Annotated in this window: 9 protein-coding genes; 7 read left to right on the top strand and 2 right to left on the bottom strand. The window is 27.3% G+C overall.

Annotation, left to right across the window (positions count from 1 at the left end):
* Nucleotides 1-21 precede the first annotated feature (21 nt).
* Together IR152_RS01500 and IR152_RS01505 are read right to left on the bottom strand one after the other, a co-directional pair.
* Complete coding sequence (locus IR152_RS01500) at nt 22-537, bottom strand: ferritin (protein ID WP_139628468.1); 516 nt, start codon at nt 535-537, stop codon at nt 22-24.
* A 91-nt stretch (nt 538-628) separates the two neighbouring features.
* The gene (locus tag IR152_RS01505) at nt 629-1,840 is read right to left on the bottom strand and encodes an ROK family transcriptional regulator (protein WP_227450069.1); all 1,212 of its coding nucleotides are present in this window, start codon (nt 1,838-1,840) and stop codon (nt 629-631) included.
* A gap of 668 nt (nt 1,841-2,508) precedes the next feature.
* Between IR152_RS01505 and IR152_RS01510 the strand changes: the two genes are divergently transcribed.
* The 7 genes from IR152_RS01510 to IR152_RS01540 all read left to right on the top strand — a co-directional run bounded on the left by IR152_RS01510 (nt 2,509) and on the right by IR152_RS01540 (nt 13,290).
* Nucleotides 2,509-3,951, top strand: coding sequence for a cell wall-binding repeat-containing protein (locus IR152_RS01510; protein ID WP_227450070.1), 1,443 nt, complete (start codon nt 2,509-2,511; stop codon nt 3,949-3,951).
* A 168-nt stretch (nt 3,952-4,119) separates the two neighbouring features.
* A complete protein-coding gene (locus IR152_RS01515; RefSeq protein ID WP_227450232.1) occupies nt 4,120-4,509 on the top strand; it encodes a PHP domain-containing protein in 390 nt (129 codons plus the stop codon).
* Between the two features lie 239 nt (nt 4,510-4,748).
* Entirely contained in the window at nt 4,749-6,632 is a 1,884-nt protein-coding gene (locus IR152_RS01520; protein WP_227450071.1) for a glycoside hydrolase family 13 protein, read from the top strand.
* Between the two features lie 225 nt (nt 6,633-6,857).
* Nucleotides 6,858-7,538 (top strand): beta-phosphoglucomutase, encoded by a 681-nt coding sequence (gene pgmB, locus IR152_RS01525; protein WP_227450072.1) that lies wholly within the window; start codon nt 6,858-6,860, stop codon nt 7,536-7,538.
* Entirely contained in the window at nt 7,535-9,820 is a 2,286-nt protein-coding gene (locus tag IR152_RS01530) for a glycoside hydrolase family 65 protein (RefSeq protein WP_227450073.1), read from the top strand. Before pgmB ends, IR152_RS01530 begins: the two co-directional genes overlap by 4 nt.
* 228 nt (nt 9,821-10,048) lie before the next feature.
* On the top strand, nt 10,049-10,942 hold the full coding sequence (locus IR152_RS01535; RefSeq protein WP_227450074.1) for a glycoside hydrolase family 73 protein: 894 nt from the start codon (nt 10,049-10,051) through the stop codon (nt 10,940-10,942).
* A gap of 47 nt (nt 10,943-10,989) precedes the next feature.
* A complete protein-coding gene (locus tag IR152_RS01540; protein ID WP_227450075.1) occupies nt 10,990-13,290 on the top strand; it encodes a glycoside hydrolase in 2,301 nt (766 codons plus the stop codon).
* Nucleotides 13,291-13,410 lie beyond the last annotated feature (120 nt).

Here is a 13,410-nt window from a genome sequence, read left to right on the forward strand (position 1 = left end):
TGTATTAAAAACTTTTAAACATTATATTGTAACAGGTGGATTTGTTGGAGCTGTATATGTACGATTAGCAAATTCTTGGTCAACAAAGAATAGACCACCCTCTCCAGCAAGTTTAACACGCTTTATATTGTCTTCACAATTTGTTTCTTCTTCTGCTTGTTCAGATATAAACCAAAGTAAGAATTGAGAAGTTCTAAAGTCTGACTCAGAGTTTGCTACAGCTGCTAAATTGTTTATTAAAGCTGTAACCTTTTTTTCATGAGCTAACGTACGCTCAAGAATATCCATTGCAGAAGTAAAGTCTGAGTCTGGCATTGGGATAGCATCAAGTTGAACCTTTCCTCCTACATTATGTAAGTATTTGTAAAAAAACATAGCATGGTCTGTCTCTTCCTTATACTGAACATAAAACCAATTAGAAAATCCTTTAAGCCCTTCTGCTTCAAGATAAGAAGACATAGAAAGGTAAAGATACGCAGAATATAATTCATGGTTAATCTGCTCATTAAGTAATTTTTCCATTTTAGCTGAAATCATTTTTATACCTCCAAATTTTAAATGTTCTTATAAAATATAATAATATTAAATGGAAAAATATTCAATAAAAGTGTTTAAATATTTTACATATTTAATAAAAATTTATACTACCATTAAAAAAATTATAACTGACAATGGCTATAGAGCCGATTAATGGTGCATTTGCTCCAAAATTTGAATGTCTTACACTTATTTTTTTATATTTAGAAAAACTTGCTGAAGCAGTCAATTTTTTTAATAATGTATTTTCTATAAATGTACCAGGTACATTAAAGTCATAGCCTATTATTATAGAGCTACAATCAATCAATGTAAGTGTATTAACCAGTGCATATGATACATATGTACAAAATTCATCAAGCAAAAACATAGCAAGACTATCTTTATTATTTGCCTCATCTATCAACTTGACTAAAGAAAAGTCTTTACAGTTAATTAATGGAGAGTTTGAATAAATATGGCTCAATGATTCAATTCTTTTAATTAGATTACTAGCACTTGTGTAATAATCTAAACATCCATTGTTACCACAACTACATAATGGTCCACTAAAATTAATTGATGTATGTCCTATTTCTCCGCTTTGTCCTAGGTTACCAGTATGAAGCTTATTTTCTAGCACTAGACCAGCACCAATACCATTCATTATGTGTAGGTATATATAATTTGATATATTTTTACCTAAACCATACATTTTTTCTGCTAATGCACCTGAATTAGCATCATTTATCAAAAATATTGGCAAATCAGACATTTCTTTTATAAAATCTATTATATTTAGATTTGATACATCTCCAAAGTCTGGAGGATTTAGTATAGTACCATTTATATCATCTACTGGACCTATTGAAGAAATACCGATTCCAATTATCTCTCTCTTATTGATTTTCATTATCTTAGTAAACATTCTCTTTATTATATCTTTTAAGACATCATTTGATAGATATTTAGGGTAAGTTTCAGAAAGTTGTTTTACAATATTACCTTTCAAATCTGAAATAATTACCTTACATATATTTCTTCTTATTAGAATTCCACAAATACAGGGTGATATATTAGAAATATCTAATAAAATAGGTTTACGACCTGATGAATGTGCATTTAAAGTTGATGATTCTATTTCCCTAATCATGTTTTCATTAATAAGTTCAGTAACCAGATTTGATAAGGTCATTTTAGTAAGACCTGTAGATTTAGCTAAATCAACTCTGGACATAGGTGTATTTGTAGAAAGTAATTTCAATATTATTAACTTATTTTTAATTTTTACATCTTTTATATTAGAACCTTGCTTGTTACTCATCGTAATCTCCTTAAATAAAGTTAAGTGTTTTATTTTCAAGGATACTATCACCTTATAATAGAGTAATATTTTTTTACTTGAAAATATCATTAATTAGAATATATCACATTATATATCATAAAACACATAAAAAATATGTTAGAATTAAATTAAAAGTAAAAAAGTAGATTGATATATAAATAAATAGCAAATACTTAATCAAAAAAAGATAATAATAGTTATTTTGACCAAGAAACTACTACTTCAAACATTACCTTAAGTAGTTAAGTGGATGGTAGTTCACACATAATAAACTTGATGTAAGATATATTTTTAATAATATTGATAAAAGATTTACTTAAAACAAATAGATTATGTAAATCTGTAATTTATTTATTGTATACAATAAAATTTCATTTTGTAAAACATTAAAATAAATATGGAATATATATATCTATTTTTATTACAAATTGTTACTAAATATAGGTACATTAGAACAAAAATCTAGTAAATTGTAACTAAAATGTAAATTTTTCCTTTAATCTATACAATATTATGGAAACTTTTTGTAATTTATGATATAATAACAAATATATAATTATTAAATTATAATAAATGACTATAGCGTAGATGTAATACTATGCTATAGTCATTTTTGGATTAAACTTGATATATCAAGGGGGAAGAATATGAGAACAATTAAAAGAGTTTTAGCATTAGGCTTAACATTAGCTATATTTCTAATAAATGTACCTAATGTAAATGCATTAACATCAGATACAATTAAAGGTAACAATATATATGAGACAGCTGGATTAATAGCAGATAAAAAGAATTATGATACAGCAATCATGGTAAATATGGATAATTCTATAGCGGATGGTCTTTCAGCAAGTGGTCTTGCAGGTGCTGTTGATGCTCCAATTTTGCTTGCACAAAAAAATAAAATACCAAATGAAACAAAACAAAGATTAAAAAATGTTAAAAAAATATACATAATAGGTAAAGAATTATCAATAAGTAAGTCAGTAGAAACTGAACTGAAAAACACAGGAGCACAAGTAACTAGGTTGGGTGGAGATGATAGAATAAAGACTAGTTATAGTGTTGCTAAAGAGGTAAGTGGTATTAAAAAAGTTGATGAAGTGATATTAACTAATGCATATAAAGGAGAAGCAGATACAATAAGTGCTGCACCTGTGTCAGTAAGAGATGTAGCTCCTATAGTACTTACAGATGGGAAGAGTGTGCCTTTTTCAACAAGCAATGTAAAAACATATGCAGTAGGTGGAAGTATCTCTATGAGCACTAGTTTGGTTAATAAAACTAATGCTAAAAGACTTGGTGGTTCAGATAGATATGATACAAATAAGAAGGTTATAAAAGAATTTTATCCAGATGCGTCAGAATTTTATTTAAGTGATGGATATGATTTAGTAAATGCACTTACAGGTTCTACAATTGCTAAGGAAAATCCAATTGTATTGGTGTCAGAAAGTAGTGATAGGTCTATATTAGCAGGAGCAGATAAGATTACTCGATTAGGTTCAATAAGTGACAGTGTGTATAATAAGTGTGTTTCTGCTGCACAGAATAATGGAGATTCATCTACAAAAGGTGAAACACAGATTAAAGATGAGACAAGCATATTAGGTAAACCAACAGCTAGTTTAGACGCTTGTTTAAAATGGGCTAAATCTAAAAAAGCTAATGATTTATTTATAGAATTAATACCAATATTATATGATACTGCTGTTCAGGAAGGTGTAAATCCTGTCTTAGCAGTAGCTCAATCTGCAAAAGAAACTGGTTTCTGTAATTTTGGTGGAGTATTAGACGCATCATTTAAAAATCCTTGTGGTCTTAAGACTACAGAAGGTGGTTCTGATACTGACAAGAATGCACATTCAAGATTTGATACTTGGGAAGAAGGAATACTAGCTCAAATTCAGCATTTATGTTTATATGCAGGACAAGATGGTTACCCACTTTCAAATCCAGTAGACCCTAGACATGAAAAGTCTTTATTTGGGAAAGCTAAGACAGTTGAAAATCTTTCTAATAATTGGGCTGGAGGTCAATATGGACAGGATTTAGTTAGGATGATGGGAGAAATCGAGTCGTTAAAGTAATTGAAGTATGTAAAAGCTAGATTAAGGAGAAGTATCTTTAATGATTTTCTAAAATCAAAAATAGGTGCTTTTCTTTTTTATAAAAATAAAAGTATGTAAATAAAATTTAACCATTATAATTTTCTTTTAACAAATATATACAATAAACTTGTTGTATAATTAAGATAGATAAATTATAACGACTATGTTCCAGTATTTAATAAGTTTAAAGAAAAATATAAAAAGGACATAGAGTTATTATTAGGTGTTGAAGTTGGTTATAGAAAACATCTAAAAAATGAAATAGAAGAAATAATAAATTCTAATCCTTTTGATTTTATATTGTGTTCAACTCATACAATTGATAATATCCCTGTTCCATCAAAGGTGTATTTTAAAGGGCTTAGTAAAGAAGATGCATATTATAAATATTTTAATAGCATACTTGAAACTAATCGTGAATTTGGAGATTACAATATATATGGGCATTTGGATTATATATCTAGGTATGGAATATATTCAGATAATAGAGTTATATACAATGACTTTAAAGATGTTATTGATGAGGTTTTGAAGTGAATTAATGTATAGTCAAAAAGTTAATAGTTATAATATTGTATCCTCTAGAAAAATACTAGAGGTTTTTATTTTACAAAAATAACTAAAGGGAATTAAATTTAAATAAGATTGTTTATTTTAAATTGAATAGTTATTGTTAATATATTTTACTATTATATATTTTTATTGTGATATAATAGTAAAATATATTAACCTATCTTTAAATTATATAAATTATTATAAAGGAGGGAAAATTTAAATTGTCTAATAAAAATAAAGAGAGTATAATTTTAAGCAATCAAATCATAGAAACAACTCAAAGAAATTTAACAAAAGAAGCCATATTACATATACCAATGAGCAATTATGCATATGGTTATGATAGAGAAACATTACATATAAGACTTAGGACTAAAAAAAATGAAGTGAAAAGAGTAAGTTTGAGGATAGGAGACCAATATGTGTGGGATAAAGGTGGTGCAGGAGGAGGGAATCTAAATGCATCTGGAATTGGTTGGTCTGGTGGAACAAATATAACAATGGATAAAGAGGCAGAAACAGAATTATTTGATTATTGGATAGCTAAGTGCAAACCTTTGAATAAACGTTCAAGATATGGTTTTATAATAGAAGGTCAAGGAGAAAAGATTTTATTTACAGAAAAAAGAATAATAGAGTTAGGAAATGAAAATGATGAAAAAGAACTGTGTGAAATAAGTAATTTTTTTGGATACCCATATTTAAACTATATAGATATACCTAAAGTACCAAGTTGGGTCAAGGAGACTATTTGGTATCAGATATTTCCAGATAGATTTGCAAATGGTAACCCATCTATAAATCCAGTAGGAGTGGATGAATGGGGAGCTATTCCAACAAGAGATAATTTTACTGGTGGAGATTTAAAAGGTGTGATAGAACATTTAGATTATTTGAGTGATTTAGGAATAAATGGAATTTACTTTTGCCCTATTACAGTTGGAAAAACAAATCATAGATATGATACGATAGATTATATGGAGATAGACCCCGCATTAGGAGATAAAGAGACTTTAAAAAAACTAATAGAAGAAGCGCATAAGAGAAATATAAAAATAATGTTGGATGCTGTTTTTAATCATATAGGATATTATTCTAAACAGTGGCAAGATGTAGTTAAAAATAAGGAAAATTCCCGATATAAAGAGTGGTTTTATATAAAAGATATGAATAAAATTGATATTCCAATAGAAGAAATAGATGAAAAAAATATACCTTACGAAACCTTTGGATGTGAAAAATATATGCCTAAACTTAACACAGAAAATTCAGAAGTAATAGAATATTTATTGGGTGTAGGTAAATACTGGATAAAGGAATTTGACATAGATGCGTGGAGATTGGATGTCTCAAATGAAGTGGACCATGTTTTTTGGAGGAAGTTTAGAGAAGAGATTAAGAAAATAAAACCAGATACATACATATTAGGAGAAATATGGCATGGTAGTTTACCGTGGTTGATGGGTGACCAATTTGATTCAGTTATGAATTATGTAATGTATGAAGCTATGAAAAAATTCTTTTGCACAAATGAGATAAATGCTGAAGAATTTAAATACATGATAAATGATGTAATGGTAAGTTATCCAATACAAGTTAATGAAGTTATTTTTAATTTGCTTGGAAGTCATGATACTACAAGAATATTGAACTATGCTGATGGAAATGTTGATAAATTTAAACTTGCATACCTATTTATGTTTGTACAATCAGGGAGTCCTTGTATATATTATGGTGATGAAATTGGAATGGAAGGAGAACTAAGTTTAATATCTGAAGGACAAAGAAAGTGTATGGAATGGAATGAAGAAAAGTGGAATAAGGATATATTTAATTTTATGAAGAAGATTGTTAAGCTTCGTAAAGAAAATGGAGAACTTAGGTCTATATCGAATGAATGGTTACTAGCAGATAAAGAAAATGGAACAATTATATTAAAGAAAGAATCCATTTCTATAATAATAAATAATTCATCTAAAGATGTAATTTTGACATTGCCAGATTATTTAGCAAATAGAAAAGCAAAAGATTTATATGAAGAAAAAATAGTAGATTTAAAAGAAGAAATAATATTAGAAAAATACAAGTTTATCATTTTAAAATAATACAAAAATGTATTTACTTTAGATTTCATGATAAATTGCTATACTGTTTTAAATAAATCTTTATGAACTATAAAAAATTATAGTGTGCAAGAAAGTGAAATGTAAGTAAATTTTAAGTTAAAGACTGAATTAAACTAGATAACTTTATAAATAATATCTTAAATACAAGATAGAAAATAGATTGATTATTAGTCTAAAAAATTCTTTCAGAGAAAGGAAATAAGAATGATTGAAGCATTTATATTTGATTTAGATGGTGTAATTACAGATACTGCATATTATCACTATATGGCTTGGAAAAAACTGGCACACAAGGTTGGTATAGATATAGATACAAAATTTAATGAATCTTTAAAAGGTATAGGTAGAATGGAATCACTGGATAGGATATTAGAATTTGGAAACAAAAAATATTTATTTTCAGAAGAAGAAAAGCTGGAGATGGCTGAAGAAAAAAATAATTATTATGTATCACTAATAAATGACATAACTTCAAATGATATTTTGCCAGGTATAGAAGACTTGTTAATTGATATAAAATTTAATAATATAAAGATAGGTTTATCTTCTGCAAGCAAGAATGCAACAAATGTATTAAATCATTTGGGTATAAGTAATAAATTTGATTTTATAGCTGATGCAGCAAAATGTAAGAATAACAAACCACATCCAGATATATTTCTTATGTCAGCTAAAGGGCTTGATGTAAATCCACAAAATTGTATAGGGATAGAAGATGCAAGTGCAGGTATAGACGCTATAAACTCAGCTAATATGTTTTCTGTTGGTGTTGGAAATTATAAAAATTTAAATAAAGCAAATTTAGTTGTAGATTCAACAAATCAATTAAAGTTTGAATATATACAAGAAAAGTATAATGAGTATATAGTTAGGAGAATTATATGAAATGTTTATTTAATAATATAGATGAATGGAAGATTATACAAGATAAGATTGAAATCAAAGAAAATAGATTAGCAGAATCCATAATGAGTACAGGTAATGGTTATATGGGTATGAGAGGAAACTATGAGGAAAATTATAGTGGAGACACACATAGGGGGTCTTATATAGCTGGAGTATGGTTTCCAGATAAAACTCGTGTTGGATGGTGGAAAAATGGATACCCAGAATACTTTGGTAAAATTCCTAATTCAGTCAACTATATAGGTGTAAGAATTTTTATAGATGATGTAGAATTAGATTTAGCAAAATGTAAAGTAGAAGATTTTTATAGAGAATTAGATATGAAAAATGGTATTTTAAATCGTAGGTTTATTGTAAATATAAATGATAAAAAATTTGAAGCTAAGATTACTAGATTTTTAAGTATATCTGTTAAGGAACTAGCAGTAATTAAATACAGTATAAAAGCATTAAATTCTAATGCTAAAATAAAATTTATACCATATTTAGATTCAAATATAAAAAATGAAGATTCAAACTATGAGGAAGAATTTTGGAATGGAATTTCTTCAAATTCTTTAGAATATAAAGGAAGTATTATTTCGCGAACAAAGGAAAATGCATTTAATACACCAGTGTTCACTGTGGGTGCAATGATGTATATTAAGGCAAATGGTGAAGTAGAAGCTATATCTCATAAGAGCGATTATAATTACTGTGAAAATTCAATAACAATGGATGTTTTAAAAAATGAAGTTGCAAGTATAGAAAAATATGTATCTATAACTTCAACTAGAGATTATAAAGAAAATGAGCTATTAAGAAAATGTGACGATATTTTAAATAGAGAAGTATCTAAAAGCTATGATGATATATTGAATGAACACACAAAGTTGTGGAATAAAAGATGGGAAAGTGCAGATGTAAAAATAAATGGAGACAAAAGTAGCCAACAAGGTATACGATATAATTTATTTCAATTATTTTCAACATATTATGGAGAAGATTCACGATTAAATATAGGTCCAAAAGGATTTACTGGCGAAAAGTATGGAGGAGCTACTTATTGGGACACAGAAGCGTTTTGTGTTCCAGTATATCTAGGTGTAGCAGATAAGAAGGTAACTAGAAATCTTTTAGAATATAGGTACAATCAGTTAGCACAGGCAAAGGATAATGCAAAAAAACTAGGGCTTAAAGGTGCTTTATATCCAATGGTTACGTTTGATGGAGTAGAATGTCATAATGAATGGGAGATAACATTTGAGGAAATCCACCGAAATGGAAGTATAGTATATGCAATATATAACTATACAAATTATACAGGTGACTTTGAATATATAAAAGAAAAGGGAATAGATGTAATAATAGAAATAGCTAGATTTTGGGCAAGTAGAGTTCATTTGTCTACAAAAAAAGATTTGTATATGATACATGGAGTTACAGGACCTAACGAATTTGAAAACAATATCAATAATAATTGGTATACTAACTATATAGCTAAATGGTGTTTAGATTATGCTGTAGAAAATATCTTACGATTAGAAAAAGAGTATAATGAGTGTATTGACAGAAATAGTGTGACTAGGGAAGAAATTGAGTTTTGGAAAATAATATCAAAGAAAATGTATCTACCATATGATGAGGAATTAAAAATAATAATTCAAAACGATAATTTTTTAGATAAAGAATTTATAGAAGTAAAAGATTTACCAAAAGAAAATCTTCCTCTTAATCAAAATTGGTCTTGGGATAAGATTCTTAGGTCGTGTTTTATAAAGCAAGCAGATGTATTACAGGGAATTTACTATTTTGGAAATCGATTCACTAAAGAAGAGAAAAAGAGAAATTTTGACTTCTATGAAAAATATACTGTCCATGAATCTTCTTTATCTTCAAGTATTTATTCTATTATTGCCTCTGAAATAGATAACTTAGAAAAGGCTTATGAATTATACTCAAGAACAGCTAGGCTTGACTTAGATAATTATAATAATGATACAAATGATGGACTTCATATAACTTCTATGTCTGGTTCATGGCTTTCCATTGTACATGGATTTGCAGGTATGAGAACGTGGGATGAAACACTATCTTTTGACCCTAAGTTGCCTAAAGAATGGAAAAATTATTCTTTCAATATAAACTATAGAGATAATATTATTAATGTAGATGTATGTAGTAATTTAATTAAAATAGAAAATTTAAAAGGTAAACCAATAAAAATTATTGTATATGGTAAAAAATATATATTAGAAAAATATATAAAAATTGATAAATAGACTTAATAATATTTTTATTATGTAAATAGTTAAAATAAGTTTATCTAATTATGAATTTATTTTAACTATTTTTTTGTTTAATAGTAAACTATATATTATAACAATAGTCGTGCTTTTAATTAAATATATTTCATAAATCTTCATAAAATCTTCAGAATTTCGTAAAGAATATGTCACAAAAGTAAGATATATTGTAGTCAGCAGATAATATAAGGGAGGACAATATTTATGAAGAATAAAAAATTCATTGTTATAATACTGATAATATCAATTTTAATAGGTGTATTAGTGAAGGAATATTCATCTAGAGAGATAAGTAAGGATGATATAAATGTCAGTAAGTATATAAAATATTCTGATTTAGCAAGCAAAAACAATGTACAAGTTAACTGGAAGTATGTAGCGTCCATTGTTGCTGTGTTAAATAAAAATAACTTAAAAAATGTTAAGGATTCACAGATAGAAGAAGTATCGGATTTATTTGTTAAGAATTTTTCTAAAAATAATAAAGTAAATAAGTTAAGTGATGTTTTGAATGAGTTAGAATTTAATAATAGACAAAAAAGATTGGTTGATAATTATATAGACAACCTTAAGGATTATGGTATAAAACCAGAAAGATTGAAGTCTGATACACAATATATGAAGTTTATCGACGAAATTAAAACAGAAGCTATACAAAATTATAAAGATTATAAAATACTTCCATCTATAACTATTGCACAAGCTATAATAGAATCTAGTTGGGGCAAGTCAACTTTGGCAAAACAATATAATAATCTATTTGGTATAAAGGCTGATGCTTATTGGAAAGGTGAGTCAGTGACTTTAGAAACAAAAGAACACTTAGATACAATTATAGATGATAAATTTAGAATATATGATGATAAAAACGAATCTATAAAAGACCATGCAAAATTTTTAGCCACAAATAAAAGATATAAAACTAATGGCGTGTTTGATGCAAACACGTATATATATCAAGCTAAAGCATTAGAAAAGGCAGGTTATAGTACTGCAAAGGATGAAAATGGAAATAGTATATATGCAGCTCGTCTAATAGAACTAATTCAACAATACAATCTTCAATTAATAGATAGTGAAATTCAAAGTGAAATGTAACTTTGACGTAACATAAGGATGATATATTTATCGAGGAGGTGGCTTTTATGAAAAAAATAGTCTCGATATTTATAAGTTGCATGGTTGTTGTAACTATTATTACTGGATGTAGTAGTGGTGAGGTAGATAATAGCAAATCATCCATGTACAATGTTAAAAATTTGGATTTTAGTTTTGAAGTGAAACCTGAAACCTTTGAGGTATCAGTTGAATCTGATGGTTCAAAAGAAAAGATATCTGAACCATCAAAAGAAAGGAAGGTATCAAATTTCAAAAAGACAAAAACAGAAGTATCATGGACATATCCTGATGAAAACATAGACATAAATATAAAAAAAGAGGACAATTATTTAGATGTAAACATTAAATCTAATTCAGAAAAAGAAGCTAGTTTTAATTGGCCTAAGGTCGAAGGTGAAAGTTATGTACTACCACTTTATGAAGGTAAGTTTATACCAAGTAATGATAAGTATTGGAAAGAACATTTAAATGAGTCCACTTATAATGTTATAGAATCTTTTTCAATGCAATTCTTTGCAGTGAATAAAGCAAAATATTCTGTGCTCTATATTATTGAAAATGAATTCAACAATGAAATTGAATTTAGTTCTAAAGATAAGATTAATTTTACATTTAAACATGAATATCCGAGTATCAATAAAAATAAAGAGTATGGGTTTAAAGTATATTTGACTAATAAAAATATTACAGATGTAGCAAAAACTTATAAAAACTATATAGTTGGTAAGGGAGAGTTTAAAACATTAGAAGAAAAATCTAAGGGAAATAAAAACATCGAAAAACTTTATGGAGCACCACAGATTTATTTTGGAGATAAATCTATAATCACAATAAATGATATTAAATGGAATAAACTAAAAGAAAACTTACCAGATAATTTGATTGATTGGATGAAAGAACTTTTAAGTAGGAAATCTGATGATAGTGAATTTATAGAAGTGATTAATCAGATAGAAACTCAAGATTATATAGATAAATATCAAAGGAATCAAATAGTACAAGCATTTAATGAAGTTATGCAGATGAATACTTTTTATAATGATAAAGTTTTTGACAGCAAGGATAAAGATATAAAAAAAGTATTACAAAAAGGTATATCTAAATTAAGTAGAGTAGAACTTATAGAGTTTAATAAGAAGTTATTAAAATCAAAATTGGGTGATAATGTAAATGATGTTGCTACATGGGCAAAGTATAATACAATTGATGTAATTAATGATATTAATAAATCTGGAATTAAAAATGCGTGGATAGGATTTGATGATATGGAGGAAGGTTATATATCTTTAGAGATGGTTAAGAGAGCTAATGATTTGGGTTATCTCGTAGGACCATATGATTCATATCATTCTATACACAAGCCAGGGGAAGAAAAATGGAGTACGGCGTCATTTAAGGATAAATCTCTATATGAAAATGCTACTATAGAAAATAAAAAAGGTGAAAAAGAAACTGGATTCCAAGGAGAAGGAAGAAAATTAAATCCTACATTGTCTTTACCAAGTGTGAAAGAGAGAGTACAAAGTATATTGGATGAAGGATATGAGTTTAATTCTTGGTTTATAGATTGTGATGCTACAGGTGAAATCTATGATGACTATTCTTCAAATCATATAACAACTCAAGCACAGGATTTAAAGGCTAGACTTGAGAGACTGTCATATATAAGAGATAATGCAAGTATGGTTATAGGTTCAGAAGGTGGAAATGATTTTTCAAGTAGTACCATAGCATTTGCACATGGGCTTGAGACACCAGCATTTGCTTGGGTAGATAAAGATATGAGTAAGAATAAAGAAAGCGAATATTATGTTGGTAAATACTATTCTCCAACAGGAGGAGTACCAGAAGTATTTTCAAAGCAGATACCTGTAAAAGAAAAATATAAAAAAATATTTATAGACCCAGCTTACTCTCTACCCTTATTTAGATTAGTTTATAATGATTCTGTTGTATCTTCTCATCAGTGGTTATGGGGAACTTTCAAAATTAAGGATGAAGTTGGAAGTAGAATGATGAGAGAAGTATTGTATAATACACCACCTATGTATTATATAGATAGAACTGAATGGGAAAAACACAAAGATGAAATAATTTCTCATAATAAAATATGGTCAGAATTTAATAAAAAGGCTATTAAAAGGGAGATGACAGACTTTAAATTTATTTCTGAGGATAGATTAGTTCAAATGACTGAATATGGAGAAGATTTAAAGGTAGTAGCCAATTTCTCTCAAAAGGATGTTAAGTATAAGGACGAAGTTATAAAAGCAAATTCTCTGGTAATATATGATGACAATAATAAAATAGTATATAAACCAGAATAGTAGGTTTAATGGAAATAAAGAGGGTTTAGATTTTAAGTAAAAAATAATATGATATTTATTTAGTTTGTATTAAAATAGTGACCATATTAATCTGGATAATTAATATGGTCACTATTATTT

The organism is Clostridioides sp. ES-S-0108-01, from assembly GCF_020662285.1.
Lineage (GTDB): Bacteria > Bacillota > Clostridia > Peptostreptococcales > Peptostreptococcaceae > Clostridioides.

Coding starts and splice junctions, on each gene's coding strand:
- IR152_RS01535 (WP_227450074.1), top strand. CDS start 10,049: ATGAAGAATAAAAAATTCATTGTTATAATACTGATAATATCAATTTTA.
- IR152_RS01540 (WP_227450075.1), top strand. CDS start 10,990: ATGAAAAAAATAGTCTCGATATTTATAAGTTGCATGGTTGTTGTAACT.
- IR152_RS01500 (WP_139628468.1), bottom strand. CDS start 537: ATGATTTCAGCTAAAATGGAAAAATTACTTAATGAGCAGATTAACCAT.
- pgmB (WP_227450072.1), top strand. CDS start 6,858: ATGATTGAAGCATTTATATTTGATTTAGATGGTGTAATTACAGATACT.
- IR152_RS01505 (WP_227450069.1), bottom strand. CDS start 1,840: ATGAGTAACAAGCAAGGTTCTAATATAAAAGATGTAAAAATTAAAAAT.
- IR152_RS01510 (WP_227450070.1), top strand. CDS start 2,509: ATGAGAACAATTAAAAGAGTTTTAGCATTAGGCTTAACATTAGCTATA.
- IR152_RS01530 (WP_227450073.1), top strand. CDS start 7,535: ATGAAATGTTTATTTAATAATATAGATGAATGGAAGATTATACAAGAT.